This is a genomic window from Streptomyces sp. 796.1, from assembly GCF_047525675.1.
GTDB lineage: Bacteria > Actinomycetota > Actinomycetes > Streptomycetales > Streptomycetaceae > Streptomyces.
Genome location: NZ_JBLIWA010000013.1, coordinates 82,041 through 108,326, shown reverse-complemented (window position 1 = coordinate 108,326; position 26,286 = coordinate 82,041). Strand labels below are relative to the sequence as shown.

Sequence of the window (26,286 nt, the reverse complement as noted above, 5' to 3'; positions counted from 1 at the left end):
CGGCTCAGTTGGCGTCGACGAGCTTGAGGGCGGGGTGGGCCGTGCCGCCCTCGATCGCGGTCGACGAGATGTGCGAGACGACGCGGTCGTCGACGGGGTCGTTGGCCGGGTCGTCGTGCACCACCAGGTGCTCGTAGGTCGTGGCGCGCTGCGCCGGCACCCGGCCCGCGGTGCGGATCAGGTCGATGATCTCCATCCGGTTGGAGCGGTGCTTGGCACCGGCCGAGGAGACCACGTTCTCCTCCAGCATGATCGAGCCCAGGTCGTCCGCCCCGTAGTGCAGCGAGAGCTGGCCGACCTCCTTGCCGGTGGTCAGCCACGAACCCTGGATGTGCGCCACGTTGTCCAGGAAGAGCCGCGCGATGGCGATCATCCGCAGGTACTCGAAGAGGGTGGCCTGCGTCTGGCCCTTCAGGTGGTTATTCTCGGGCTGGTAGGTGTACGGGATGAAGGCGCGGAAGCCGCCCGTACGGTCCTGCACGTCGCGGATCATGCGCAGGTGCTCGATCCGCTCGGCGTTGGTCTCGCCGGTGCCCATCAGCATCGTGGAGGTCGATTCGACGCCCAGGCCGTGCGCGATCTCCATGATTTCGAGCCAGCGCTCGCCGGACTCCTTCAGCGGCGCGATGGCCTTGCGCGGGCGGGCCGGCAGCAGTTCGGCGCCGGCGCCGGCGAACGAGTCGAGCCCCGCGGCGTGGATGCGCCGGATGGCCTCCTCGGCGGAGACGCCGGAGATCCGCGCCATGTGCTCGACCTCGGATGCGCCCAGCGAGTGGATGACGAGCTGCGGGAACGCCTTCTTGATCGCCGCGAAGTGCTCCTCGTAGTACTCCACACCGAAGTCCGGGTGGTGGCCGCCCTGGAACATGATCTGCGTGCCACCGAGCTCCACGGTCTCCGCGCAGCGGCGCAGGATGTCGTCGAGGTCGCGGGTCCAGCCCTTGTCGTGCGCCTTGGGCGGGGCGTAGAAGGCGCAGAACTTGCACGCCGTCACGCAGACGTTGGTGTAGTTGATGTTCCGCTCGATGATGTACGTCGCGATGTGCTCGGTCCCCGCGTACCGCCGGCGGCGGGCGGCGTCGGCGGCGGCGCCCAGCGCGTGCAGGGGCGCGTTCCGATACAGGTCGAGCGCCTCCTCCGGGGTGATCCGACCGCCGCCGGCGGCGCGGTCGAGGACGGACTGCAAATCGGCGTTCTCCGTCACCGGGGCGTCCCTTCCGGAGGGTTAGATACGGACCTGATCCAGCGTACGCCAGGGGTCCGACACCCTGGCCCGCGGCCGGCCCACCCCCACCGACCAGCCCGTATCCCCACCGGACGGCCCACCGGCGGACCGTCGGCGGCCCGCCGTCGAACCGCTACCGACCCGCCACCGAACCACGGCGGGACCGCTGCCAGCCCCTCGCCACCCACCGCAGCAGCACGGCCCCCGTCTCCGTACACGCACCCGTACGCGCGCGTACCGACGCTGACCCCTGCGCTCTCACTCCTGACGCGTCAGGCGGGCCACCGGGCGACCGCCGGCCGTGTCCTCGGACTTGTAGACCAGCTTCTTCTTGTCCTCGTCCCAGGTGTACGTGGCCTGCGCCGTCTCGCCGGTGCACAGCGGCCCGTCGTCCTTGTCGGGGTCGGGGCGTTCGGTGATGGTCAGCCGGGTGTTCCGCTCCGTCACCGAGACCAGCGTGCCCACGGCGTGACAGCGCATCCCGACCAGATCGACGACGGCCTGCACCACGACCTCGCCGCGCCGGCCCTGCCGGATGGTCGCGGTGTGCTGGCCGTTGTACTTGCCCTTGGCGTAGATCGTGCCGGTCCAGGTGCCGATGAGGTTCTTCGGCACGGTGCCGGCCGACTGCCCGGTGCCGGGGCCCGTCTCGGTGTCGCCGGGCGGGTCCGAGGCGTCGGGCGAGGGGCGCGCGCCGCCGGAGACCGGCGGCTGGGACTCCTTCGCGCCGGCGGACCGGTCGTGGCCGCCACCGCCGTGCAGGTTGTCCACGAGGAACACCGCCGAGGTGCCGATCGCCAGCGCACCGGCCACCGACAGCACCAGCGAACAGCTCAGCCACTTCGGCCGGTTGCGCCGCCCGAGGCCGGCGGAGAGCGCGAGCCGGCGCTCCTTGGCCTGCTGGCCGGTGCTCGCCGTCTCCGCCACGGCAGCCGCGCCACCCGTGGCCGCGCCGCCGGTGGCCGTGCCCGTCGCGCCGCCGGGCGGCCCGGACGCGGCGCCCTCAACCGCCGCGCCGCCGCTCCCCGCCGCGGTGCGCCCCTGCGCCGGCAGCTCCGGGGGTCGCGGCCCCGCGGGGTGCCCGGCCGCCGCCGGCACCGACCCGCGGGCGCCGCCGTACGAGGGGTCGGGCGGCCCGAACGCGCCGGGCGGCGGCCCCTGGTCCGTGCCGCGAACCGGGGTCGCCACGCCACCGAACCCGGCGTCGAACGCCGCGCCGGACGCGGATGCACCGTCCTCGCGCGCGGGCGCAGGCGTGGGGGCGTGAACGGGCCCGGCCGGCGGCGTGGGCCCGGCCGGCTGCGGGGCGAGCGGCTCGGGCCCGGTCGGCTGCCCGGTCAGCACGTCGGGGCGGGTCGTCGGCACCCCGTACGAGCCGGGCCCCGAGGGGCCACCGGCCGCGGGCCACAGGGCGCCCGCCGGCCCGCCTGCCGCACCGGCCGATCCGCCCGCGCCCGCCCCGTACGGACCGGGCGGTTCCGCATCCAGGTCGAGGAGTTCCATCGCCCGCCGGCTGGCACCCTCCACCAGCGGGGCGGGCAGCCAGCCCGTACGGACCAGGGTCGCCGCGGCCTCGCCGGCCGCCAGCCGGCGCGCCAACTCGGCCGGGGCCGGGCGCTCTTCCGCCTCCTTGGCGAGGCAGTCGACGACGATCTGGCGCAGTTCCCCGGTGAGCTGGTCGGCGAGTTCGGGCCCCTCGTGCACCACCTTGTAGAGCAGCGCGGCGGACGAGTCGCCGGGGAACGGCGGCCGGCCGGTGGCCGCGTACGCCAGCACCGCGCCCAGCGAGAACACGTCGGCGGCGGCCGTCGCGCCGCGGCCGAGGATCTGCTCGGGCGACATGTAGCCGGGCGATCCGATGGAGACGCCGGTGGAGGTGAGGGAGGCGGTGCCCTCGATGGCGCGGGCGATGCCGAAGTCGATCAGCCGCGGCCCGTCGAGGGCCAGCAGCACGTTGGACGGCTTGACGTCACGGTGGACGAGGCCGAGGCCGTGCACGGCCACCAGCGCCTCGGCCAGGCTGGCGCCCAGCGCCCGTACGCAGGACTCGGGCAGCGGGCCGAACTCCTCCACGGCCTGGGTCAGCGAGGGCCCCGCGACGTAGCCGGTGGCCACCCACGGGACGGGCGCGTCCGGGTCCGCGTCGAGCACCGGCGCCGTCCACGCGCCCCCGACCTGCCGGGCCGCCGCCACCTCGCGCCGGAACCTGGCCCGGAACTGGGTGTCGCTCGCGAAGTGCGGATGGACCAGCTTGACGGCGACGGTGCGGCCCCCCGCACTGCGCCCCAGGTACACCCGGCCCATCCCGCCGGCGCCGAGCCGACGAAGCAGCCGGTACGCGCCGATGCCGCGGGGATCATCCGGTTCCAGCGGGTACATCGTGTGCCCCTCCCCCTCCACTGCGCCGCCCAGCTTAGGTGGGCGACCCGGGGCACCGGCAGAGGACCGATCGCAGGGCGCCACGGGGCGGACACCCCACCCGGACCGGAACCCCACCGCCCGGTCACGCCGACCGCCGGCGTCCCACCATGACGCCTCACGTCCGCACGCCCCGCCCGCACGTCATGTCCGTACGTCACGTCCGGACGGACGTCGCGCCCCCCGCGCGCGCGTGGCCCGGGGTGCGTGGCCGTGGAGGCCGTCGGGGCGGCTAGCGGGAGAGCAGCTCCACCCGTACGTCGGCCGGGAAGCCCGTGGTGGGGCCGGTGCGGCGGGCGAATTCGGCGATACCGGCGAGTTGATCGGCGCCCAGGCTGAAGTCCAGGGTGGTGAAGTACCGTTCCAGCACCGTGGCGTCGAACGCCTCCCAGCGGGCGGCCTGCTCGGCGACCTTGGCGACCTCCTCAAGGGAGAGGTCGCGCGAGGCCAGGAACGCCTCGTGGGCCTTGTGCACCAACTCGGGCTCCCGCTCCAGGTAGGAGCGGCGGGCGGCCCAGACCGCGAAGACGAACGGCAGCCCGGTCCACTCCTTCCACATCTGGCCCAGGTCGTAGACGTGCAGGCCGAGCCGCGGCGCGTAGTGCAGGTTGGCCCGCAACGCGGCGTCCCCGATCAACACCGCGGCCTGCGCCTCCTGCATCATCAGCCCCAGGTCGGGCGGGCAGGTGTAGTACTCGGGCTGCACGCCGTACCGCTCGGACAGCAGCAGTTGCGCGAGCCGTACCGAGGTGCGCGAGGTCGAGCCGAGGGCCACCCGGGAGGCGTGCAACTGCTCCAGCGGCACCTGGGAGACGATCACGCAGGACATGACGGGGCCGTCGCAGCCGACCGCGAGGTCGGGGAAGGCCACCAGGTCGTCCGCGTTGCGCAGGAACTCGACCAGGGTGACCGGCGCGATGTCCAGGTCGCCGCGGACGAGCCGCTCGCTGAGCTTCTCCGGGGTGTCCTTGGTCAGCTCAAGGTCCAGGAGGCTGCCGGTACGGGCCAGGCCCCAGTACAGCGGCAGGCAGTTGAGGAACTGGATGTGGCCGACCCGCGGCCGGCTCCGGTGCTGGCCGGTGGCGGTAGCGGCGACAGGGGTTGAATTGTCCACATCCGGAGGCTAGCCCCGAGGTGGGCCGATGGCGGCGCCGGGGGGCGGGTGGCGTAGCGTCGCTGTCGGAGGGGTCTGGGCGAACGCCGCTGACGTGCGCGATTTCCCCTTCCGAGGCGCCTGGAAACCGCTCGTCCCCGTGATCTTTCGCTCTTTCCCCGGGGCATCGGCCGTGCTAGGCTCGCCGCAAGTTGCAGTTTGGTTTCCCTTGCAGTACAGAGCCTGCGGAGCATGTAACGCCGCAGGCTTTTGTAGTTTTCAGACTTCTTGCAGGTTCTGGAGCAGGGCAACCCTTTGGCCCAAGGAGGGCTTATGGCTACCGGAACCGTCAAGTGGTTCAACGCTGAAAAGGGCTTCGGCTTCATCGCCCAGGACGGCGGCGGCCCGGATGTCTTCGTCCACTACTCCGCGATCAACGCCTCTGGTTTCCGCTCGCTTGAGGAGAACCAGCAGGTGAACTTCGACGTCACGCAGGGCCCGAAGGGTCCGCAGGCGGAGAACGTCACCCCCGTCTGATCCACCCGGATCTGCGCGGTTCGGCCATCGCGGTCGGCACCTATTCGTTCCTGATGTAGTACCCAAGGAGCCCTGCTCCCCCGTTTCGGCGGGGAAGTAGGGCTCCTGCCTTTTCCCTTTCCGGAGGCGGCCGACTTCCCCGGAGTTCGCCCACAGCGATATTCACCGACATGCGTCGCCATTCGTTGACGGAAGCCCGCGCTCGAACTGCTACCGGGTTTTCGCCCGCGACTTTTGCCGGGTTCCTGTCAACCATCGGGGGGCGTACGGGGATTCCCGTCCCGCCCCGCTGGGATTCTGGCGGTTCCCGCCCGCTTCTGCTCGTTACCGGTCGCCCGTGGCAGCTTTGCTTCGGCTATCCAGCGGCTTTCTGCTGGGTAGCCGTTGGCTTGCCGTCGGCTTGCTGTCGACTGGCTGCGAGGTGGCGGGTGGGTGGCGGGGCCGCGTCAGCCGCCGGGCGTCCACTTCTCGCCGTGCATGAGGTGACCGAGGCCGACCCAGGCGAAGTTCATCAGCGTCGCCGCGGCCTCCTTGGGGCCCGGGCCGTCCGGCGAACCGGCCCACTCGGCCATCGATTCGGCGGCCCCGACCAGCGCGTATGCGAGCCCGGCCACCTCCCGGTCGGCGAACTCCGGGTCGCAGTCGGCCTCCCTGGTCGCCTCGCCTATCAGCGCCTCCACGAAGCTGACCAACTCCGCGCGCATGGCCGCCACCTCGCGCACAAACGGTTCGCCCTGGGTGCGGGCCTGGCTGTGCAGCACGGCCCAGCCGTCCGGATGGGCCGCGGTGTACGCGAACAGGCCGCGCAGCCCGCTCCACAGTTGCCGATCGGCCGGCACGTCCCGCTCCACCGCCGCGTGCACCGCCGCCACCAGCGCCTTCGCCTCGCGCCTGATGCAGGCGCTGAACAGCTCCTCCTTGGAGTTCAGGTACAGGTAGACCAAGGGCTTGGACACCCCGGCCAACTCGGCGATGTCGTCCATGGAGGCGGCCCGGTAGCCCCGGCGCGCGAAGGTCTGCACCGCGGCGTCGAGCATCTGCTGTTCCCGCACCGCCCGCGGCATCCGCTTGCTCCTACCGCCACCCATCCGCAACGCCCCTCCCGGTACCGGCTCACAGCCGCTCAAAGCTACGGTTCCCACCTCGGCATCATCCCTGTTCGGCGGCTGCCCCGCGGGGTGATCGGCGGCTTGCGGGCAATGTCTGCTTCCCCGTACGTTTCCCCGCCCCCGGCGCGTACGACAGGTGTGGCGCGGCCCCGGCGCGTACGACAAGCGTGGTGTTGCCCACCGCGTACGACACCGCCCCGGTCGCGGTGGGCGACCGGGGCGGTGTGGGGACGGAGAGCTCGGCGCGGACTAGGCCGCGGCGGGCAGAGCGCCCTCCTGCGGGGCCTCGTCCAGCGGCGAGGCGGAGGCCGTCTCGTACGCGCGGTGGTCCAGGATCTTCTCCCGGGCCGAGACCAGCACCGGGACGAGCGCCTGGCCGGCGACGTTGGTGGCGGTGCGCATCATGTCGACGATCGGGTCGATCGCCATCAGCAGGCCGACGCCCTCCAGCGGCAGGCCCAGCGTGGACAGGGTCAGCGTGAGCATCACCGTCGCACCGGTCAGGCCGGCCGTGGCGGCCGAGCCGATCACCGAGACGAAGGCGATCAGCAGGTAGTCACCGACGCTGAGGTCCACGTTGAAGATCTGCGCGATGAAGATCGCGGCGATGGCCGGGTAGATCGAGGCGCAGCCGTCCATCTTGGTGGTGGAGCCGAAGGGCACCGCGAAGGACGCGTACTCCTTCGGCACGCCGAGCCGCTCGGTGACCTTCTGGGTCAGCGGCATGGTGCCGACCGACGAGCGGGAGACGAAGGCGAGCTGGATCGCGGGCCAGGCGCCGCGGAAGAAGTGCACCGGGTTGAGCTTGGCGACCGTGGCGAGCAGCAGCGGGTAGACGCCGAACAGGACCAGGGCGCAGCCCACGTAGATGTCGGCGGTGAAGGTCGCGTACTTGCCGATCAGGTCCCAGCCGTACTCGACAATCGCGGTGCCGATCAGGCCGAGCGTGCCGAGCGGGGCCAGCTTGATGACCCACCACAGGGCCTTCTGGAGCAGCTCAAGGACGGACTGGCTGAGGGTGAGGATCGGCTCGGCCTTCTCGCCGAGCTGGAGGGCGGCGACGCCGGCGACGGCCGCCATGAAGACGATCTGGAGGACGTTGAGCTCGGTGAACGGCGTGATCACGTCCTGCGGCACGATGCCGGTGAGGAAGTCCAGCCAGGAGCCCTTGTAGTCGACCTTGGAACCGTCGGCCGGGGTGAGCCCGGTGCCGGAGCCGGGGTTGGTGACCAGGCCGATGAGCAGGCCGATGGCCACGGCTATCAGCGAGGTCGCCATGAACCACAGCAGGGTGTGGGTGGCGAGCCGGGCCGCGTTGTTGACCTTCCGCAGATTGGTGATCGACACCAGGATCGCGAAGAAGACCAGCGGGGCGACGGCCAGCTTCAGCAACTGGATGAAGATCGAGCCGATCTTGTCCAGGGTGGTGATGAGCCACTGGACGTCACCGCTGCGGGCGGCCCAGCCGAGCAGCGCACCGGCGACGAGGCCGAGGAGGATCTGCGCCCAGAAGGGAATCCGCAGGGCGCGCGGGATGGTCAGGCGTGGGGACGACAACGGACACTCTCCGAAGACAGACGGATGCCAGGGCAGTTGCTAGTGAGAGAGCGGCGTCAACGACCCCGTACGGAAGGGACGGGGTCCGTGGCCGCTGTGCGCACGTGCTACAGGCGGCAACAGGCCGCGGACAGACAGCGGCAGAGATCGACGTGCAGGCGCGCCACGAGCACGGGGCTCGTGGGGGGACGGTGCGCTGCTGCGGTCAACATGGCAATGACGTTAACACTTTAACTTTGAGGAACCCAAAGAAGATCTTTGGTACGGGGCCCGAAGCGGCCTCCCGGCGAGCACCCGCCGGCGGCACGGAAGCCGCCGGCCACGGGCGCCGGAGAACGCCAACGCCCCCTGCGCGGGCGGCAACCGCGGGCAGGGGGCGTGGGGTGGATCAGTGCGGGGGCGCGAGCGCGGACCCCGGCGGGGTGTGAGGAGCCTTACACCCCGTCTTCCTGGGTCTGGTGGGCGACCAGGCGCTCCTTGGCGCGGTCCACCTTGACGACGATCTGCTCCGACATGGCGTCGCGCTGCTTGCGCAGCAGGACGAAGCTCAGCGGGGCGGACACCACGATCGCCAGCATCAGCACCCACAGCAGATTGGAGTCGCCCAGGCCGGACGGCAGGACGCCGAAGTGGACCAGGCCCCACAGGGCCAGGAAGCAACCGACGAAGATGCCCAGACGCATAGCGGTGTATCGGAGCGTGGCGCTCGGCGTGAGAGACACGGCTGGTCTTCTTTCTCCCGGGGGTGCTGCGGTATCGGCCGGATGGTGTTCGCCTGCCCTTCTAGTGAATCACGCCGGAAAAGCGCAGCGGCAGGCGCCTCCACCCTGCGCCGCCGCGTGCCGCCCGGCGCGACCGGTGCGGGCTCGCTGCGGGCCCGGTGCGGGGCTCAGGCCAGCCGCAGCCACATGGCGATGTCGTCCCGGTAGTCGTCCTCGGCGACCCTGATCGACTCGGGGACGCGGCCGACCTCCTTGAAGCCGAGCGTGGCGTAGAAGGCGTCCACCCCGGTGCCGCCCCGCACGCCCAGCCGCAGCGCCTTGAAGCCGAGGTCGCGGGCCATGTCGATGGCCTCGCGCAGCATGGCCTTGCCCCGGCCGCCGCCCTGGAGGTCCGGGTGCACCATGACCGTGACCAGGGTGGCCCAGTGCAGCATCAGCCGGTGCTTGGCGGGCGCGATGAACACGGTGCCGACCAGTCGCCCGGCGTCGTACGCGGCGATCAGCCGGGTGCCGCCGGGGCCCGGGCGCACGGCGGCCAACTGCTCCTCGGCCACCGGTCGGATGTCGTCCTCGGTCACCGGCGGCACGAAGCCCACGGCCCCGCCGGCCTGCGTCACCTCGGTCCACAGCCGCACCAGGTCGTCCTGGAGCACGGGGGTGAGCTGCGGATCACGGACGTACGTAAGGGTCATGTGCCGAGCTTAGTCATTACGAAATCCGGAGCGCACCCCTCCGCGGTGTGAGCTGCGCCCCTCCGGGGGATGCGGGCGAAGGGGGGCGCGAGGCGCGCGTGCGGGCTGCGGGCTGCGGGCCAGGACACCACCTGCCGTCGCCGCGGCCCCGCCCCACGAGCACCACAGCCGCCGCCCCCGCACACGCCACCGCCCGCGGTGCCACCGGGGAGGCGGCGCCGCGGGCGGCTGGTGCCGGCGCTGGGCCGGTCAGGCAGGATCCCGGGCCTAGCCGGTTAGATCAGGCACGGATCAGGTCAGGCCGGCAGTGATCAGATCAGATCAGGTCAGAGGCGCATCGGCTGCGGCGCGTCGCGGCGGGCCGGGTCCGGGCCCTCGTACTCGCGGATGATCTCGTACCTGGTGTTCCGCTCGACCGGGCGGAAGCCCGCGTCGCGGATCAGGTCGAGCAGGTCCTCGCGGGTGAGCTTGGCGGGGGTGCCGTAGTTGTCCGCGTCGTGGGTGATCTTGTACTCGACGACCGAGCCGTCCATGTCGTCGGCGCCGTGCTGGAGGGCGAGCTGCGCGGTCTGCACGCCGTGCATCACCCAGAACACCTTGACGTGCGGCACGTTGTCGAACAGCAGCCGGGAGACCGCGAAGGTCTTCAGCGCCTCGGCGCCGGTCGCCATGGTCGTCCTGGCCTGGAGCCGGTTGCGGACCTTGCCGTCCTTCACGTCCACGAAGTCGTGCTGGTAACGCAGCGGGATGAAGACCTGGAAGCCGCCGGTCTCGTCCTGGAGCTCACGCAGCCGCAGCACGTGGTCGACCCGGTGCCGCTCCTCCTCGACGTGCCCGTACAGCATCGTGCACGGGGTCTTGAGGCCCTTCTCGTGCGCGAGGCGGTGGATGCGGGACCAGTCCTCCCAGTGGGTGTCGTGGTCCACGATGTGCTGCCTGACCTCCCAGTCGAAGATCTCGGCGCCGCCGCCGGTCAGCGATTCGAGGCCGGCGTCGATGAGCTCGTCCAGGATCTCGGACGCGGGCAGCCCGGAGATCTTCTCGAAGTGGTGGATCTCGGTGGCCGTGAACGCCTTGAGGGAGACCTGCGGCAGGGCCTCCTTCAGCGCGGAGAGCGAGCGCGGGTAGTAGCGCCAGGGCAGCGTGGGGTGCAGCCCGTTGACGATGTGCAGCTCGGTGAGGTTCTCGCCCTCCATCGCCTTGGCCAGCCGGACGGCCTCCTCGATGCGCATGGTGTACGCGTCCTTCTCGCCCGGCTTGCGCTGGAAGGAGCAGTACGCGCACGAGGCCGTGCACACGTTGGTCATGTTGAGGTGGCGGTTGACGTTGAAGTGGACGACGTCGCCGTTCTTGCGGGTGCGCACCTCGTGCGCCAGGCCGCCGAGCCAGGCCAGGTCGTCGGACCCGTACAGGGCGATCCCGTCCTCGCGCGTCAGCCGCTCCCCGGCGCGGATCTTCTGCTCAAGTTCGCGCTTGAGCCCCGCGTCATTCGCTGACACGGCCTTCGACCCAGCCATCCGGCGCCTCCCCTGTACCTCTGTGTTCGGGCTCCGTCGAGCGTACTCCCCGCCCCACGCGCCCCACCCGCCCGGCTCGCACACCGGCCCCGACCGGCGGCGCGGGGCGGGGGCGGAGCCCGGCGGGGAGCGGCGGCGGGCCGTGCCCTGCCGGCGCGCCACCGCGGCACCCCCGCCCTCCGCCCCGACGCTCACACGTCCTCGGGCAGCTCCCCGACCCGGTTCTCCCACTTGGTGGAGAGCACGATGGTGGTGCGGGTGCGGGAGACGCCCACGGTGCCGGAGAGGCGGCGGATGGTGCGCTCCAGGTCGTCGACGTCGCCGGCGCGGACCTTGAGCATGTACGAGTCGTCGCCGGCGATGAACCAGCAGTCCTCGATCTCCGCCAGGTCGCGCAGCCGCAGCGCCACGTCCTCGTGGTCGACCGCGTCCGAGAGCTGGATGCCGATCAGGGCCGTCACGCCGAGGCCGAGCGAGGCGGAGTCGACGGTGGCGCGGTAACCGGTGATCACCCCGGCCGCCTCCAGGCGGTTGATCCGGTCCGTAACGCTGGGCCCGGAGAGGCCGACGAGCCGCCCGAGCTCCGCGTACGAGGCCCGGCCGTTCTCCCGCAGGGCCTGGATGAGTTGCCTGTCGACCGCGTCCATGTGACGGCACGCACCTTTCAAAGTTCTGCGATCCAGAAGGTTTGGGTGTAGAATCTAAGGCATGCAGGGCGCGAGACCCTGTGAATCTCTAGCTGAACTACCTCAATCAACGACGATTCTTCAGGAGTGAGCTACCCCTTGTACACGATCGAGATGGCTTATGCCCGCATGCGTGAGCTGCAGGAGATAGCCAACCGCTCGCGTGCTCAGCAGGCTGTGCAGCAGCAGCGCGAGACCACGGCCAAGGCGCACAAGCGCCGGGCCAAGAAGCGCTGACCCCAGCCTCCCCGCATCGACTCGATGCGGCCTGACGCCGAGCGTCAGGCCCGCGCACCCCGGCGCCCACGCGTCCCGCCGGAGTCGCGCCCCCAGCAGGACGCGTGACCGCGGCAGCGCACCGGGCACTTCCCCCCGGGCCTGCCGCTTCTGTCTTCCCGCGACATGGCACTGACCATCCGTACGGGCCACGCGACGCGCACCCGCGAGCGGCCGGGTCGTCGCCCCGCCGGCGGCCGGCCAGCCCGGCGCTACCCCGCACGGCGAGCCTCCCTGGCCGCACCGAGCGCCCCCTCCCACCTGCGGTACAGCTCCTGCGGCACGCCGGCCGCGTCCAGCGCCCGCCCGGCGACGAAGTCCACCAGCTCCTGGATGTGGGTGGCACCCGCGTAGAACGCCGGGGACGCGGGCAGCACCACCGCGCCCGCCTCGTCGAGCGCCACCAGGTGCCGCAGCGTCTGGCCGGCCAGCGGCGTCTCCCGCACCACCACCACCAGCGGCCTGCGCTCCTTGAGCGTGACGCTCGCCGCGCGCTGCAACAGGTCCTTGGAGAGCCCGAGCGCCACCCCGGCCACCGAGGCCGTGCTCGCCGGGACGATGATCATGCCGCGGACCGGGTACGAGCCCGACGAGGGGCCGGCCGCCAGGTCGCCCGCGGTCCAGTAGCGGATGTCCGCCTGCCCGCCCCCGGCTGCGTCCTCCCCGACCGCCGCGGCCTCGGCCGCGAACGCGTCCGGGCTGCCGTCGGCGCCGCGCGCCAGCCATCGCTCCAGGTCGGCGCGCCAGTGCGCATCGCGGAAGGAGATGCCGGTCTCGTCCAGCAGCGTCAGCCGGGCGGCCCGGCTGATCACCAGGTCAACGGGCTCGCCCGCGCGCAGCAGGGCTCGGATCACGGAGGCCGCGTAGGGCGTGCCGGAGGCGCCGGACACCCCCACGAGCCAGGGGCTGCGCGGGGTTGCGCGTTGAAGTCGGTCCACGGCCCGAGCCTATCCGGCACCCCGCCGGACCGATCCGGGCACCGACGTTCCGGGCCGCCGCCAGCCCGGCCCTCCCGCGCGGGTACGGGCCCGAGCGCTCCCGCCCGGCCATCGGTGCGCCCCCGGACGCCATCGGCGCACGCCGCCCCGTACGCGCCCCTGAGACCGCCGACTGGACCCCGGCGGTACGTTTCGCCACCGCCGGCGGTGCGGCTAGAGCGTCAGGCCGCGGACGAACAGGTCGGCCAGCGTGCAGACGAACAGCACGATCCCGATCACCCCGTTGACCGTGAAGAACGCCCGGTTGAGCCGGGACAGGTCGTGCGGACGGACGATGGAGTGCTCGTACACGAAGGCCACCGCCACGACCGCGAGGCCCAGCCAGAACAGCACGCCGGCGTCGGTGGCCAGCGCGTACCAGACCAGCAGCGCCATCGTCACCACGTGGCTGCCGCGGGCGCCGTAGAGCGCGGCCGGGATGCCAAACCTGGCCGGCACCGACTTCACGCCGTGCGCCCGGTCGGCCGCCACGTCCTGGCAGGCGAAGATCAGGTCGAAGCCGCCGATCCACACGCCGACCGCGAGCCCCAGGATCACCGCGTCCCACGACCAGGAGCCGGTCACCGCGAGCCAGGCGCCGACCGGACCCATCGCCTGGGCGAGGCCGAGGATGGCGTGCGGGAAGTGGGTGAACCGCTTGCCGTACGGATAGACCACCATCGGCACCACCGCGACCGGTGCCAGCGCCAGGCACAGCGGGTTCAGCAGCGCCGCCGCGCCCAGGAAGAACACCAGCGCCACCAGCGCGCCGGTCCACGCCGAGCGCACCGAGACCGCGCCGGTGACCAGCTCGCGGCCGGCCGTGCGCGGGTTACGGGCGTCGATCTCGCGGTCGATGATGCGGTTGGCTGCCATGGCGAAGGTCCGCAGCCCCACCATCGCCAGCGTCACCAGGAACAACAGCCCCCAGTGAATCTTCTCGTCCTCCTCGTACATCGCGGTGAGCGCGGCGATGTACGCGAACGGCAGGGCGAAGACCGAGTGCTCGATCATCACCAGCCGCAGGAACGCCTTGACCCTGCCGGGTGGGACGGGCTCGGGCCCGATGACTTCCGAGGTTGCCGAATCAGCGCTCATGGGCGGCCTCAGAGGCCGTACTCCTTCCAGCGGCGGGTCACCTTCGCGGCGGTCTCCGGGTCCGACTCGACCATCTCCGGCCAGCCGCCGTCGCGCGTGTACCCCTCTTCGGGCAGCTTGCGCGTGGCGTCGATGCCGGCCTTGCCGCCCCAGAACTTCTGGTACGAGCCGTGGTCGAGGTGGTCGACCGGGCCTTCGACGACGGTCAGGTCACGCGAGTAGTCGGTGTTGCCGAGCGCCCGCCAGGAGACCTCGTGCAGGTCGTGGACGTCGCAGTCGGCGTCGACCACGATGATCAGCTTGGTGAGCGACATCATGTGCGCGCCCCAGACGGCGTGCATCACCTTCTGGGCGTGCTTGGGGTAGCGCTTGTCGATCGAGACGATCGCGCAGTTGTGGAAGCCGCCCGACTCCGGCAGGTGGTAGTCGACGATGTCGGGCACCACGATCTTCAGCAGCGGCAGGAAGAACCGCTCGGTGGCGCGGCCCAGCGGCCCGTCCTCGGTCGGCGGGCGGCCCACCACGATCGACTGGAGCAGCGGGCGCTTGCGCATCGTGACGCAGTCGATGGTCAGCGCCGGGAAGTCCTCCTGCGGCGTGTAGAAGCCGGTGTGGTCGCCGAACGGGCCCTCCGGCAGCATCTTCCCCGGTTCGAGCCAGCCTTCGAGCACCACCTCGGCCTGCGCCGGCACCTGGAGCGGCACCGTCTTGCAGTCGACCATCTCGATCCGCTTGCCGCGCACGAAGCCGGCGAACAGGTACTCGTCGATGTCGCCGGGCAGCGGTGCCGTGGACGCGTACGTCACCGCGGGCGGCGCGCCGAAGGCGATCGCCACCGGCAGCCGCTCGCCGCGGCGGGCGGCGACCTGGTAGTGGTTGCGGCTGTCCTTGTGGATCTGCCAGTGCATCCCGATGGTGCGCCGGTCGTGCCGCTGGAGCCGGTACAGGCCCAGGTTGCGCACGCCGGTCTCGGGGTCCTTGGTGTGGGTGAGGCCCAGGTTGAAGAAGGAGCCGCCGTCCTTCGGCCACGTGAACAGCGCGGGCAACTGCTCCAGGTCCACCTCGTCGCCGGTCAGCACCACCTCGTGGACCGGCGCCTCCTTGACCTTCTTCGGCGGCACGTGGGCCATCCCGGCGAGCTTGCCGAACGCCTCCCGCACACCGGTGAAGCCCTGCGGCAGCTCGGGCTTGAGCAGCCCGCCGATCTTCTCGCTGATCTCCTGGTACGAGGCGAGGCCGAGCGCCTTCAGGAGTCGGCGGTCGGTCCCGAACACGTTCATCGCCAGCGGCATCGACGAGCCCTTGACGTTCTCGAAGAGCAGCGCGGGACCGCCGGCCTTCTGCACCCGGTCGACGATCTCCCCCACTTCCAGATACGGGTCGACTTCGGCCTTGATGCGCTTGAGGTCGCCGTCGCGCTCCAGCGCCCGCAGCAGCGAGCGAAGATCGTCATAAGCCATGCGGCCCAGTATCCGACACGGACTACCCTGGACACGTCACTGGGGCCGCGTCCCCAGCACACCGCAACCCGCCGCGACCTTTCTCAGGGGGCCTCCCAGCATGCTCAGGTATCTGCCGTTCCTGCTGGTCCTGGCGCTGTGGATCTATGCGTTCATCGACTGCCTGAACACGCCGGAGGAAGAGGTCCGCAAGCTCCCGAAGGTGGCGTGGGTCATCATCGTGCTGCTCTTCGGCGAGGTGCTGATCGGTCCGGTCGCCTGGCTGACGGTGGGCCGGCCGCGCAAGGCACACGCCGGTGGGGGTGCCGGCGGCGGCGCCGGGCGGGGTGGTTTCGGCGGCTCGTTCGGCGGGCGGCGCGGCGGCGGTGGCTGGGTGGCACCGGACGACAACCCGGAGTTCCTGAAGTCGCTGCGCAAGGAGAACGGCCCGACCGGCCGCCCCGCCCCGGACCCGGACGCCCCCACCGACGACGACACCGCCCCCGGCTCCACGTCCGGGACCACGGGCACTTCGGGCTCCGGTGCGTCGGGCTCCAGTGCGGCAGGGCCCGGCGGGTCGGGCTCCAGCGCTTCGGGGTCCAGCACGGGCGACCGCAAGCCCGAGGCGGACCGCCGCGAGGACGAGGGACCCGAGGGCACGCAGCGGGGCTGAGAGCTCGCAGCGGGGCTGAGCGGCGGGGCCGCGTTCGCTCCGTGCGGCGCCAGCGCCGCGTTTCGCTCCGTACGGCCGGGCCGCACGCTCCCGACTCCCTCCGCCCGCCGTCCGCCCCACCGCACGCCGTGGGCGGGGCGCTCCGCCCGTCCCCCCTTGTCTCCTCTCGCTCTCTCCCCCTTGTTTCCCTTTGTTCCCGCCGCTCCCACCGGCGCGCGCACCGTACGGGCCGCCCCGCCCGCGCCCCACTCCATCCGGTAGTCCGGACGCCGCCCGCCGGCGGAGCCGCTTCCGCCCGGCTGACCTGGTGCGATGGCGCCGCGATGGCCGTCAGCCGGCCCGATCCTCACCCCGGGGACGTTCGTCCGGCCGGGCGACGATGGCGCGGGCCAGCACCGCTGTAGTGCTCGTCACCACCCCGGCCTGCGGGCCCTGGCAGTCCTCGCGGGTGGCCTCGGGGGCCTTCTCCGGGTCGACCATGACCACGCGTACGCCGAGCAGGGTCGCGTTCCTGCGGTCGAAGAGCCACTCCTCGCGCTCGCCGGTCCGCTCGTCCACCCGGGCCACCGCGGCCCCGTGCCGGCCCACCGCGTCCACCGCGTCCCTGATCGCGACCACGCCCGGCAGCCGCGCCGCCGCCCGGTAGAGCGCGGCCTCGGTGGCGGGCGGCAGCACCGATTCGGCGATGAGGCCGCCGATCGTACGGAAGACCTGCTGGTCGTCGGCGCGGCCGGACAGCGCCGAGGTGTGCAGCGTGCGGAGCAGCGCGGCCGGGTCACGGGGCAGCCGTTGCAGGTGCCGGTAGGCCAGCGAGACCGGGGCCGGGGCCGCCGGGTCCAACCTGATCGGCTCCGTCGGCACCTGCCCGGTGCGCAGCAGCCCGGTGCGGGTGCCGTCGACCGAGCGCCAGATCTGCCGCTGCCGGAGCGGCTCGATGAACGCGCACGCCGCCTCGTCGCTGGCCGCCGTCAGGACCGCGCTCTTGCTCCGTACGTACGTGAACTCGGCGTCCCGCGGGTCGGGGTCCGCCCTGCGTTCCGCGGCGGACGCGGCCCGCGCCAACAACTCCCGCGCCCCGCTCTTCTCGTCCCGGCCGCCGTGCGCGTCGGGCGCGAACGTGCTGCTCGCGGCCGGCCCGTCGGTGGGCCGGGGGCGGCCGGACGGCTGTTCGTCGTCGTGGAACAGGCTGGACCGGGCCATCACGATGACCAGCGTGACCACCATGGCGAGGGCCACGACCGGCCCCCCGAGGTCGGGCCCCAGCAGCCGCGCGGCGAGGGGGGCGGTGGTGGCGTCCCTGGGCGGGGAGTTGGTCGCTGCCGCGGGCGAAGCGTCGTCTGTCGATTCCGTGGGCGGGGCGTCGGCCGCTGATTCCGTGGGCAGGGCGTCGGCCGCTGCCGCGGGTGGGGTGGGGGCTGTCCCGGCGGACGGTTCGGATCGCGGGGACGGCAGTGGCTCGCCGCACTCGGGGTCCGGGCCGGTTCCCGGGGACGGCTCCTGGTCGGTCGCGGTCACCGCTGGGCCCGCTGGCAGGGGGGGCCGGGCCGGCACCCGGGCGGTGCGCCGAGCGCCCGCCGCTCCGTACGCCGCCCGGCCGCCCCGTACGCTCCGTACGCCCGCGGCCCGGCCAGCCCGGCGCTACCAGCGCTACCAGCGCGGCAACGGTGCGCCCGCACGTCGTCCGTGCGCCACCCCTCGCCCATCGTTCCCCCCTCTTCTCGGCGGCCCGGCTCCGGCCCGGCCAACTCTCCTCCGTACGTGGCCGGCCCGGCCGCGGTCAAGTCCGGCCCGGGTGACCCGCCACACATGAGCGGCCGGAGCGCGCCGCAACCCACCGAAACCGACCCCAGCCGGCCGCGACCGGCCACAACCGACTGCAACCAGCCACAACCGGTCGCGACCCGCGTCGACTCCGTAGTGCCTCAAGAAGGGGACGCGGCGGGGGCGCCGAGGGTTGTGCCGATGGCGCGGACCCACAGGTCCGGGACGGGGACGGCCGGTGACGGCCATGGCGCCCGGAGCGCGCGGGCAGCCGGCGCCGCCGGCCTGGCCTGCGTGCTCCCGCCCGGGTCAGGGCCGTTGGCCCATCTCGTCGACGACGCCGCGCCGGAGCACGGCCGCGGTGCCGGTGACCGTGCCCGCCGCCACGCCCTGCGAGTCCCGCAGCAGCACGCTGCGCCTGCCGAGGTACGCCCCGCTCTTCCGGTCGAAGATCCACTCGTCGCGGGTGTGGTTGTTCGCGTCCACCCGGGCGACCGCGACGCCGTGCCGTCCTGCCGCGTCCACCGCCTCGTCCACGACGACCACGCCGGGGATGCGGGCCGCGGCCCGGAACAGCGCCGCGGTGACGTCGGCGGGCATCAGCGAATCGAAGAGCAGATCGCCGACCAGTACGAACATGGCCTGATTCAGGTCCTCCCCGTAGTCCGCCCCGGCCTTGCGCAGCCAGCGGTACATCGCGTCGGTGTCGGTCGGCAGGGTCTCCAGGTGCCGGTAGTACGTGGACTGGTCGTAGCCGAGCTCGCCCGGCCTCGGCGCGGCCTCGTCCCACCGTTGCGGCTTCTCGCCCTCCTCCCGCCCCATCCCGCCGCGCGTGCCGTCCACGGAGTGCCACGACTCGCGCCGGTGCAGTTGGTCGATCTTCAGCGGCTCGCCGTCCTGGGTGGTGGACCAGGCGACCCGGCTCTCGACGTAGACGAACTGGTCGTCGCGGATCGCCCCGCCCTCGACCGGCGGGGCCGCCGTCCGCCCGGCGACCGCGGCGATGCGGGCCAGCAGTTGCGGCGCGCCGTCGCGCTGGTCGGCGCCCGCGTTCGGGGCGAAGGCGAAGGTGGCCGGGCCGTCCCGGCCCACCCGGACGTCGTCGGTCGCGCCGCTGCCGTGGAGCAGCGTCGCCAGCGTGGCGACCGCTAAGGCGCCCGCGACGACCGGGCCGGCGAAGGCGGGGCGCAGCCAGCGCCCGCGGCCGGGGCCACCGGGCGCGAGCAGTACGGCGGTGGCGGCGCGGCGCGCGGGCGCGGGCGCGTCGGCCGTGGGCTTCCCGATCTCCGTCATCAGGTGTTCCCTGAGCACAGCGTGCCGCCCCGGCGGCAGCTCCCGTTCGGGGGCGACGGGCAGGTCTTTCATCGGTTTCCCTCCTGGATGGGGCGGGCCTGGTGGGAGCGCAGGTGGGTGGGGTGGGTGGCGCAGCCTGGTCGGCTGCCGGCGTAGGGCGCGGACCCGCGGGTGGCGGCGCCCGCCGCAGCTCCGCGGGGAGCGGCGGGCGCCGCGGGCTCCCGGCCGGCGTGCGGCGCTCCGGGCCCGACCACCGGGCGCGCGCTCCCCCGCGCCGCGCGACCGGGGGCGTCGTCCGTGCGCCGCGCCTCGACCGCGGCGGCCAGCTTCTTGCGCGCCCGGGAGAGCCGGGACCGCACCGTGCCCACCGGGACGCCCAGCGCCCGGGCCGCCGCCGCGTAGTCCAGGCCCGACCAGCCGCACAGCGCGAGCACCTCGCGCTCGGGGCGGCGCAGGGCGCGCAGCGCGACCTGGACGGCCTCCAGGAGTTCCGCGTCGTCGATGCGGCCGGCGACGTCGTCCGCGAAGTCCCGTTCGGCCGCCGGCGGCGGCACCCGGGACAGCGCGGCGGCGTGCCGGCGGGCGGCCCGGCGGGTGTTGCGCACCGTGTTGGTGGCGATGCCGAGCAGCCACGGCCGGAGCGTCTCGCCCTCGGCGTCCACCCGGGCGCGCAGTCGCCACGCTTCGAGGAAGGTCAGCGAGACCACGTCCTCGGCCGTCGACCAGTCGCCGGTCAGCCGGTAGGCGTGGTTGTAGACCGAGCGCGCACAGGTGTCGAAGAGTTCGGCGAAGGCGGCCTGGTCCCCCGCGCGGATTCGCTTCCTTAAGGTGTCCACGCCCAAGGACTGTCCGTACGACAACGGCCGGTTCCTGTGACCTGGGTCACGGGAACCGGCCGGTGCCGGGGGTGTCAGCGCGCGATCAGAGGGCCTCGTACGAGTGCGGTCAGACGCCCGCGTACGAGTGCTTGCCGGTGACGAACATGTTGACGCCGTAGTAGTTGAAGAGGAAGCAGGCGAAGGCGACCAGCGCCAGGTACGCGGCCTTGCGGCCCTTCCAGCCGGCCGTCGCGCGGGCGTGCAGGTAGCCGGCGTAGGCGACCCAGGTGATGAACGTCCAGACCTCCTTGGGGTCCCAGCCCCAGTACCGGCCCCACGCCTTCTCGGCCCAGATCGCGCCGGCGATCAGGGTGAAGGTCCACAGCGGGAAGACGGTCGCGTTGATCCGGTACGCGAACTTGTCCAGCGACGCCGAGGAGGGCAGCCGCTCCAGGATCGAGGTGGCCAGCGCGCCCGGCTGCTTGCCGTCCGGGTTCTCCAGCTTGGCCTCGTACCGGTCGCGGAAGAGGAAGAGCAGCGTGGCCACGGCGCCCAGGTAGAGCACGGCGCCGGAGACGATGGCGCAGCTCACGTGGATCCACAGCCAGTACGAGTCGAGCGCGGGCACCAGTTGGTCGCTGTCGGTGTACAGCACCGAGACCGCCAGGCCCAGGTCGAGCAGGGCCGTGGTGACCAGCGGCAGCCCGATCCAGCGGACGTTCTTGCCGAGCGCCAGGAAGGTCACGTACGCGACGACCGCCACCATCGACAGGGTGATGGAGAACTCGTACATGTTGCCCCAGGGGGCGCGCTCCACCGACAGGGCGCGGGTGAGCACGCCGCCGACGTGCAACAGCCCGGCGAGGACGGTGAGCGAGACGGCGATCCGCCCGTACAGGTCGCCCTGTTCGGTGCCGCCGGCGGCGCCCGGGCCGTCCGGCACGTCGCGGCTGCCGGCGGTCGAGCGGGTGACCACCTTGGGCCGCTCAAGGACCGCGGTGCCGCCGCCCTTCTTGGTGACCTGCACGGTCACCGTGCTGGTGGCGCCGGAAGCCGCGGCGTCGGCGGACTTGGGGGCGGCGAGCGCGGCGGCGGTGCGACCGACCTTGCTGCGGCTGCCGAACACCCACTCGGTGATGTAGGCGATGAAGGCCAGGGTGTAGACCGCCATGGCCGAATAGATCAGCACGTTGCTGATGTTGGCCAGGTTCTCGTTGGCTGCGGCAGCGAGATTCACGCGCGCGCTCCTTCGGCAGGATCTGGTGACTCAGATTCCGGTTCCGGTTCTGGTTCGGCGGGTGCGTCCGCCTGGAGGGCCACCGCGAGATCCGCCAGTTCCTCGGGGAGCTTGGCGGATTCGCTGCGGCCGAGCCCGGCCATTTCGACGACCGTGTGCCCGTCGGCGCCGGGCACGGCCCGCACCCACACCCGGCGACGCTGGATGAACAGCGAGGCGGCCAGCCCGATCAGCGCGGCGACCGAGCCGATCAGCGCCAGTTCGTTGCCCGGCTGGTGGGAGATCTGGAAGCTGGCCCAGGTCTTGATGCCCTCGAACTTCAGCGTGCCGGCGCCGTTCGGCAGCGTCATCGTCTCGCCCGGCAGCAGCTTCTGCGCGAACGCCCTGCCGTCCGGGTTCTTGAACTGCTTCATCTTGTCGGTCTTGAGCTGGTACACGTTCTGCGGCAGCCCGCCGTCGATGCCCAGTCGGCCGTGGTACGCGGTGAGGAAGAGCACCGGGTAGTCCAGCGCCGGGAACTGCGAGAACATCGTCTTCGCGTTGGCGCCGCCCCAGGTCGGCACGAAGAAGCCCTGGAAGCCGAGCTGCTCCTGCTTGCCGTTCTTGTCCCGGTAGTCGGGCACCTTGATCACGCCGGACGAGGTGAGGTTCCCGTCCTGCTGGAGGAAGGGCACCGCGCCCTTGTACGCGATCTCGCCCTTGCCGTCGGTGACGGTGACGACCGGCGCGTACCCGGTGGAGAGCAGGAAGACCTTGTTGCCCGCGATCTCCAGCGGCTCGTTGACCTCGATGGACGTCCGCTTCTCCGCGCCGTCCGCGCCCTCCCAGTACTTGACGTGGGCACGGAACTCGCGGGCGGTGCCGCGCTGCGAGCCGGTCCGCTCGTACCGGGCGTCGAACTTCTCCAGCGAGAAGCCGAACGGCGCCAGGTTGTCCTTGTCGAAGAAGGTGCCCGACTTGAAGTCGTCGTACTGGGTGAGGTTGTTGGTGAAGCCGTCCTGGTCGCCCTCGGTGATGAGCTTGCCGCCCTCGGACTTCCAGAGCTGGCCGACCGCGAATGCCACCAGCACCACGATCAGCGCCAGGTGGAAGATCAGGTTGCCGACCTCGCGCAGGTAGCCCTTCTCGCCGGCGACCGCGTCCCCGGCCACGTGCGCCCTGAAGCGCTGCTTGCGCAGCACCGTACGGGCCGCCGCGAGCACCTGCTCGGGCTCGGCCTCGGTGCGCCAGGTGGTGTACGCGGGCAGCCGGGTCAGCCGGCGCGGGGCGCCCGGCGGGCGGCTGCGCAGTTGGCCGACGAACTGCCAGGTGCGCGGCACGATGCAGCCGATGAGCGAGACGAACAGCAGGATGTAGATCGCCGAGAACCACACCGAGCTGTAGACGTGGAACATCCCCAGCTTCTCGTAGAGCGGGGTCAGCGTCTCGTGCTGGGCCTTGAACGCCTCCACCTTGACCGGGTCCACGCCGGTCTGCGGGATCAGCGAGCCGGGGATGGCGCCGAGCGACAGCAACAGCAGCAGCAGCAGCGCCACCCGCATCGAGGTGAGCTGCCGCCAGCACCAGCGCAGCCAGCCGAACGCCTCGCGCCCCGTCCAGGCCAGCGCGCCCAGCGCACCCGGCGCCCGCACCCCGCCGAAGGAGCCCGGCACGGCCTGGCCCTCGGTCGGCGCGGTGGAGAGCTGGGTGCCGGCGGCTTGCAGCTCGGCTTCGGCGGGGTCGGTGGCGGGGTCGGGCGTGGCGTCGGCCCGGGTGCCGTTCGCGGCATCGGCCGGCGCTTCAGCCTCGGCGTCGGCCGGCGCGGCGCTCCCGGCTTCGGCCGGCGCTTCGGCCGTCACGGTGTCCCGGCCGGTGTCGCCGTCCGTACGGGCGTCGTCGTCCGTGCTGGTGTCGGTGTCGGTGGTGGCCATGGATCAGATCCCAACGTTGAAGCTGGAGGTCCAGACCCGCATGTCGTCCATCATGCGGTCCCAGACTCCCGTGACGAGCAGCAGGCCGAGCGCGATGAGCATCCCACCGCCGATCCGCATCACCCATACGTAGTGCCGCTTGACCCAACTGAACGCGCCCAGCGCCCGCCGGTAGGCCACCGCCACCACGATGAACGGCAGGCCGAGGCCGACGCAGTACGCGGCGGTGAGCAGCGCCCCGCGTCCCGCGCTCGCCTCATTGAACGCCAACGCGTTGACGGCCGTGAGGGTGGGGCCCAGACACGGCGTCCATCCGATGCCGAACAGCACCCCGAGCACCGGCGCGCCGGCCAGCCCCACCGCGGGCTTCTGGTGGAAGCGGAACTCCCGCTGCCCGAAGCCGCGCAACACCCCCATGAAGGACAGGCCGAGCAGGATGGTGACGACCCCGAGCACCTTGGAGATGGTCTCCTTGTGCTGCTGGAGCTCCCAGCCGAAGTTGCCGAAGAGCGCGCCGCCGGAGACGAAGACGGCGGTGAAGCCGAGCACGAACAGCGAGGCCCCGGCGAGCATCCGCCCCCGCTTGGCCTCGCCGAGGTCGCTGCCGGTGACGCCGGTGACGTACGACATGTAGCCGGGCACCAGGGGCAGCACGCACGGCGAGAAGAAGGAGACCAGACCGCCGAGGATGGCGACCGGCAGCGCGAAGAGCAGGGCGCCGGTGAGGACGGTCTGGTTGGGGTCGGTGGCGGCGGCGAGTGCGCTCATGTCGCGACGATCACTTCTCTGCCAGCAACGGCTTGAGCGCCTTGTCGAGCGCCTCCTCGCTGAGCGGGGTCAGCGCCCGCACCGCGATCTTGCCGTCCCGGTCGAGGATGATCGTGGTGGGGATCGCCTGCGGGTTCAGGCTGCCCTTGGGGAACCGCAGCATGAGCTTGCCGATCGGGTCGTACAGGCTCGGGTACGGGACGTCGTACTCCTTCTCGAACTTGCGCGCGTTGTGCTGGTCGGAGTCGCGGGTGTTGATCCCGATGAACTCCACGCCCTGCGCCTTGGTCCGCTCCGCGACCTTGACCAGGTTGGGCGCCTCGGCCCGGCACGGGGAGCACCAGGAGCCCCAGATGTTGAGCACGACGATCTTGCCGCGGTAGTCGTCGACGTCGAGCTGCTTGCCTTCCAGCGTCTTGCCGGACAGACTTGGCCCGCTCTTCCTGTCACCCTTCGCGACGGTGCTCACACCGCCGGTACCCTGCACGAACTTCGTATCGGCCGAGCCGCCGGAGGTGCCGCCGGTGCCACAGGCGGCAAGTCCCAGGGAGGCGAGGGCCACCCCGGCGGCCAGCATCGGAACACGACGGCGGGCCACACGACGTCGTAGGTCACGGCAGGCACTCATGTGAAAAGTTTCGCATGGCACTCCTGCCGATCTTCCGCACCCCCCTGTTCGTTTCCCGCGCCCCGCCACCGGGCGGGAACGCGCCGGTGGGACGGGGCTGCGGGGTACGGGCCCACGGGGCGGGGCTGCGGGACGGGCCTGCGCGTTACGGGCCCACGGCCAGCGGCGCCAGCTACTGGGGCACCGCCGGCTGCGGGCCGGGGAGCGGGCTGGCCGCGGGCCGGCCGCCTCCCGGGTCAGCCGCCGAACTTCTGGCCCACGCCGAGGCTGCGCAGGTTCGCCAGGACCTGCGGGTCCTGCGCGTCGAGCCAGTCGGTGAGCTGCCGGAAGGAGACCAGCCGGACGTCCTTGCGCTTGTCGTCGGCGATGTGCTTGATCGCTTCCTCGACGGCGTCCATGTAGATGCCGCCGTTCCACTGCTCGAAGTGGTTGCCGATGAACAGCGGCGCGCGGTTGGTCTCGTACGCCCGCTCAAACCCCTTGATGTACGCACCGGTGGCCTCCCGGCGCCACTCCGGGTAGCGCGCGGTGGGGCCCTGGGTGGCGTTCTTCGACTGGTTGGCCAGCATGTTGTAGTCCATCGAGAGCACCTCGAAGGAGTGGCCGGGGAACGGCACCTGCTGGAGCGGGAAGTCCCAGATGCCCTGCTTCTTGGTGGGCCAGATCTGGAGGCCGCCGGGCGAGCTCGCGTCGTAGCGCCAGCCGAGCTTCTTGGCGGTGGGCAGCAGGTTGTCCTGGCCGAGGAGGCAGGGGGTCCGGCCGCCGACGAGTTCCTTCTTGTAGTCGAAGGGCAGCGGGTCCAGGTCGGTGAAGCCGGTGTTGGTGCGCCACTTGGTGACGAACGACATGGCCTGGTCGATCTCCGACTGCCACTGGGCCGGCGTCCACTGCCCCACCGAGCCGCTGCCGGCGCAGAAGTGGCCGTTGAAGTGGGTGCCTATCTCATGGCCTTCGAGCCAGGCCGCGCGCACGTTCTGGAGCGTCTGCTTGACGTGGTCGTCGGTGAGGTAGCCGATGTCGGAGGCGCCGACCGGGTTGTTCGGCGGCCGGTACAGGTTCTTCTTCGACTCGGGCAGGCAGTAGATCCCGGACAGGAAGAACGTCATCGACGCGCCGTGGTCCTTGGCGAGCTTGCGGAACCGCGGGAAGAGCCCGTTGCCCACCTCGCCGGCGCCGTCCCAGGAGAAGACGACGAACTGCGGCGGCTTCTGCCCGGGCGCCAGCTTCTCCGCCGCCTTCGGCTGGCCCGGCTGCGGCCCGGTGTCCGCGGTCGAGCCGTCGCCTATCGGCCGTGCCTTGGCCTGCTGGGTGGCCTCGCCGCCGCCCGGCTTCTTGCCGCCGCCGTCGCCGCCGGAGTCCGAGGAGCAGCCCGCAACGGTCAGCGCCGCCGCCGCTCCCGCCCCCGCACCGAGGCCGAGCAACCCCCGTCGACTGATGTCGCGCATTACATCCCCATCCCGTACTTCGCCGTGCGTCCCATCGCTTTCCCCGATCAGGGGACGCCAAGTGAGAGGGGTGCGAAACCGGTGGGGTTCCCTTTTCCGAGAAACGATGCGGATTTTGGGCCCGGCTTTACGACCGGGCACCCGTACGCGTACACGGCATTACGCAGAGCCAACACCGCGGAATACCGAAGGCGGGCCCGGGATGGCGATTGCCGAACTGGCCGGCCACGCATTTACGGAGATCTCGTGGAGATGGGCCGGGGCGCGGCACGCACTGCCCCGCAGATGCGTCGGCGGCGGCCGGACCCCTGGCCCGTACCGCCGCCCACCCGCACAGATGCCACACCCGGCCACCCCGTAGGGATGCCACCAGGCCGCCGGAATGACCGCGCGCCCCGGCCCGCGGC

At 72.1% G+C, this 26,286-nt stretch carries 23 protein-coding genes; 3 read left to right on the top strand and 20 right to left on the bottom strand.

Translation table 11 applies throughout. The features are described from left to right. Positions 1 to 4 precede the first annotated feature (4 nt). The 3 genes from mqnC to ACMA1D_RS11510 form a co-directional block, all read right to left on the bottom strand. Positions 5 to 1,204, bottom strand: a complete 1,200-nt coding sequence (gene mqnC, locus ACMA1D_RS11520; RefSeq protein WP_414723802.1) for a cyclic dehypoxanthinyl futalosine synthase — start codon at positions 1,202 to 1,204, stop codon at positions 5 to 7. 279 nt (positions 1,205 to 1,483) lie between these two features. Next, complete coding sequence (locus ACMA1D_RS11515; protein ID WP_414723801.1) at positions 1,484 to 3,604, bottom strand: serine/threonine-protein kinase; 2,121 nt, start codon at positions 3,602 to 3,604, stop codon at positions 1,484 to 1,486. 271 nt (positions 3,605 to 3,875) lie between these two features. Beyond that, complete coding sequence (locus tag ACMA1D_RS11510; RefSeq protein ID WP_414723800.1) at positions 3,876 to 4,757, bottom strand: menaquinone biosynthetic enzyme MqnA/MqnD family protein; 882 nt, start codon at positions 4,755 to 4,757, stop codon at positions 3,876 to 3,878. 312 nt (positions 4,758 to 5,069) lie between these two features. Between ACMA1D_RS11510 and ACMA1D_RS11505 the strand changes: the two genes are divergently transcribed. Beyond that, positions 5,070 to 5,273, top strand: coding sequence for a cold-shock protein (locus tag ACMA1D_RS11505; protein ID WP_003984261.1), 204 nt, complete (start codon positions 5,070 to 5,072; stop codon positions 5,271 to 5,273). A gap of 446 nt (positions 5,274 to 5,719) precedes the next feature. Here the strand turns inward: ACMA1D_RS11505 and ACMA1D_RS11500 are convergent, their stop codons facing one another. From ACMA1D_RS11500 to ACMA1D_RS11475, 6 genes are all read right to left on the bottom strand, one after another. Continuing rightward, positions 5,720 to 6,361, bottom strand: coding sequence for a TetR/AcrR family transcriptional regulator (locus tag ACMA1D_RS11500; RefSeq protein ID WP_414723799.1), 642 nt, complete (start codon positions 6,359 to 6,361; stop codon positions 5,720 to 5,722). 270 nt (positions 6,362 to 6,631) lie between these two features. Further along, entirely contained in the window at positions 6,632 to 7,939 is a 1,308-nt protein-coding gene (locus ACMA1D_RS11495; protein ID WP_414723798.1) for a dicarboxylate/amino acid:cation symporter, read from the bottom strand. A 434-nt stretch (positions 7,940 to 8,373) separates the two neighbouring features. After that, positions 8,374 to 8,661 carry a DUF4229 domain-containing protein gene (locus ACMA1D_RS11490; protein ID WP_414723797.1) on the bottom strand — a complete coding sequence of 96 codons (288 nt, stop codon included), beginning with the start codon at positions 8,659 to 8,661 and terminating at the stop codon, positions 8,374 to 8,376. Between the two features lie 167 nt (positions 8,662 to 8,828). Further along, complete coding sequence (locus ACMA1D_RS11485) at positions 8,829 to 9,353, bottom strand: N-acetyltransferase family protein (protein WP_414723796.1); 525 nt, start codon at positions 9,351 to 9,353, stop codon at positions 8,829 to 8,831. A gap of 326 nt (positions 9,354 to 9,679) precedes the next feature. Continuing rightward, a complete protein-coding gene (gene mqnE / locus ACMA1D_RS11480) occupies positions 9,680 to 10,870 on the bottom strand; it encodes an aminofutalosine synthase MqnE (protein ID WP_414723795.1) in 1,191 nt (396 codons plus the stop codon). Between the two features lie 191 nt (positions 10,871 to 11,061). Then, positions 11,062 to 11,517: an Lrp/AsnC family transcriptional regulator gene (locus ACMA1D_RS11475; protein WP_349994551.1), complete on the bottom strand. Its 456-nt coding sequence runs from the start codon at positions 11,515 to 11,517 to the stop codon at positions 11,062 to 11,064. Between the two features lie 138 nt (positions 11,518 to 11,655). Here ACMA1D_RS11475 and ACMA1D_RS11470 point away from each other — a divergent pair, with 138 nt between their 5' ends. Next, positions 11,656 to 11,793 (top strand): hypothetical protein, encoded by a 138-nt coding sequence (locus tag ACMA1D_RS11470; RefSeq protein ID WP_414723794.1) that lies wholly within the window; start codon positions 11,656 to 11,658, stop codon positions 11,791 to 11,793. A gap of 251 nt (positions 11,794 to 12,044) precedes the next feature. On the opposite strand, the gene ACMA1D_RS11465 is transcribed toward ACMA1D_RS11470, so the two are convergent. The 3 genes from ACMA1D_RS11465 to ACMA1D_RS11455 form a co-directional block, all read right to left on the bottom strand. Continuing rightward, positions 12,045 to 12,770, bottom strand: coding sequence for a UbiX family flavin prenyltransferase (locus ACMA1D_RS11465; RefSeq protein WP_414723793.1), 726 nt, complete (start codon positions 12,768 to 12,770; stop codon positions 12,045 to 12,047). A gap of 213 nt (positions 12,771 to 12,983) precedes the next feature. Next, positions 12,984 to 13,907, bottom strand: a complete 924-nt coding sequence (mqnP, locus tag ACMA1D_RS11460; protein ID WP_414723792.1) for a menaquinone biosynthesis prenyltransferase MqnP — start codon at positions 13,905 to 13,907, stop codon at positions 12,984 to 12,986. Between the two features lie 8 nt (positions 13,908 to 13,915). After that, a complete protein-coding gene (locus ACMA1D_RS11455; protein ID WP_414723791.1) occupies positions 13,916 to 15,367 on the bottom strand; it encodes a menaquinone biosynthesis decarboxylase in 1,452 nt (483 codons plus the stop codon). A gap of 100 nt (positions 15,368 to 15,467) precedes the next feature. Here ACMA1D_RS11455 and ACMA1D_RS11450 point away from each other — a divergent pair, with 100 nt between their 5' ends. Beyond that, positions 15,468 to 16,019 carry a PLD nuclease N-terminal domain-containing protein gene (locus ACMA1D_RS11450; protein ID WP_414723790.1) on the top strand — a complete coding sequence of 184 codons (552 nt, stop codon included), beginning with the start codon at positions 15,468 to 15,470 and terminating at the stop codon, positions 16,017 to 16,019. Between the two features lie 330 nt (positions 16,020 to 16,349). Here the strand turns inward: ACMA1D_RS11450 and ACMA1D_RS11445 are convergent, their stop codons facing one another. The 8 genes from ACMA1D_RS11445 to ACMA1D_RS11410 form a co-directional block, all read right to left on the bottom strand. Beyond that, positions 16,350 to 17,534: a CU044_5270 family protein gene (locus tag ACMA1D_RS11445; RefSeq protein ID WP_414723789.1), complete on the bottom strand. Its 1,185-nt coding sequence runs from the start codon at positions 17,532 to 17,534 to the stop codon at positions 16,350 to 16,352. A gap of 555 nt (positions 17,535 to 18,089) precedes the next feature. Then, positions 18,090 to 19,145 carry a CU044_5270 family protein gene (locus tag ACMA1D_RS11440; protein WP_414723788.1) on the bottom strand — a complete coding sequence of 352 codons (1,056 nt, stop codon included), beginning with the start codon at positions 19,143 to 19,145 and terminating at the stop codon, positions 18,090 to 18,092. After that, on the bottom strand, positions 19,142 to 19,909 hold the full coding sequence (locus tag ACMA1D_RS11435) for an RNA polymerase sigma factor (RefSeq protein WP_414723787.1): 768 nt from the start codon (positions 19,907 to 19,909) through the stop codon (positions 19,142 to 19,144). The genes ACMA1D_RS11440 and ACMA1D_RS11435 overlap by 4 nt, the downstream gene beginning before the upstream one ends. A gap of 109 nt (positions 19,910 to 20,018) precedes the next feature. Next, positions 20,019 to 21,128 carry a c-type cytochrome biogenesis protein CcsB gene (ccsB, locus tag ACMA1D_RS11430; protein ID WP_414723786.1) on the bottom strand — a complete coding sequence of 370 codons (1,110 nt, stop codon included), beginning with the start codon at positions 21,126 to 21,128 and terminating at the stop codon, positions 20,019 to 20,021. Continuing rightward, on the bottom strand, positions 21,125 to 23,038 hold the full coding sequence (locus ACMA1D_RS11425; RefSeq protein ID WP_414723785.1) for a cytochrome c biogenesis protein ResB: 1,914 nt from the start codon (positions 23,036 to 23,038) through the stop codon (positions 21,125 to 21,127). The genes ccsB and ACMA1D_RS11425 overlap by 4 nt, the downstream gene beginning before the upstream one ends. A 3-nt stretch (positions 23,039 to 23,041) precedes the next feature. After that, positions 23,042 to 23,806, bottom strand: a complete 765-nt coding sequence (locus ACMA1D_RS11420; protein WP_414723784.1) for a cytochrome c biogenesis CcdA family protein — start codon at positions 23,804 to 23,806, stop codon at positions 23,042 to 23,044. A gap of 10 nt (positions 23,807 to 23,816) precedes the next feature. Then, entirely contained in the window at positions 23,817 to 24,434 is a 618-nt protein-coding gene (locus ACMA1D_RS11415; protein WP_414723783.1) for a TlpA family protein disulfide reductase, read from the bottom strand. Positions 24,435 to 24,670: 236 nt separating this feature from the next. Beyond that, positions 24,671 to 25,879: a hypothetical protein gene (locus ACMA1D_RS11410; RefSeq protein WP_414723782.1), complete on the bottom strand. Its 1,209-nt coding sequence runs from the start codon at positions 25,877 to 25,879 to the stop codon at positions 24,671 to 24,673. Positions 25,880 to 26,286: the final 407 nt, after the last annotated feature.